This window comes from Microvirga medicaginis (assembly GCF_052658925.1).
Genome location: NZ_JBQWEL010000065.1, coordinates 1 through 765 on the forward strand (window position 1 = coordinate 1; position 765 = coordinate 765).

1 protein-coding gene is annotated in these 765 nt (G+C 64.8%); it reads left to right on the plus strand.

Features of this window, described 5'->3' with window-relative positions:
• The coding region (locus ACUXUR_RS26775; RefSeq protein ID WP_445505386.1) for a nucleotide sugar dehydrogenase at nt 1-765 on the plus strand (765 nt) is incomplete at both ends.

The window sequence follows — 765 nt, forward strand, 5'->3', positions numbered from 1 at the left end:
GCCACGGCGGATTTCGCCCGTCTGGACGAGCCCGACGCCATTCTGATCTGCGTGCCGACCCCGCTCACCAAGCACCGCGAGCCGGACCTGTCCTATGTCGAGAACACGGCCCGCGCCATCGCGCCGCGCCTGCGCAAAGGTCAGCTGATCGTTCTCGAATCCACCACCTATCCGGGCACCACGGACGAGGTGCTCAAGCCCATTTTCGAGGCCACCGGCCTGCAGAGCGGGCGCGACTTCTTCCTGGCCTTCTCGCCGGAGCGCGAGGATCCCGGCAACCCGGATTTCGGCACCTCGACGATCCCGAAGGTGGTGGGCGGGGACGGCTCCGATGCGCTGGCCCTGGCCGATGCGCTCTACAGCCAGCTCGTGGTGAAGACGGTGCCGGTCTCCTCGGCGGCCACGGCCGAGGCGGTGAAGCTGACGGAAAACATCTTCCGGGCGGTCAACATCGCTCTCGTGAACGAGCTCAAGGTGGTCTATGCCGCCATGGGCATCGATGTCTGGGAGGTGATCGACGCCGCCAAGACCAAGCCCTTCGGCTTCATGCCGTTCTATCCGGGGCCAGGCCTCGGCGGGCACTGCATTCCCATCGACCCGTTCTATCTCACCTGGAAGGCGCGCGAATACGATATCGCAACCCGCTTCATCGAGCTGGCGGGCCAGATCAACACCCACATGCCCTATTACGTGGTGAACAAGCTCACGGAAGCCGTCGACCGGAGCGGCAAAGCCTTCACGGGGTCCAAGATCCTGATGCTTGGC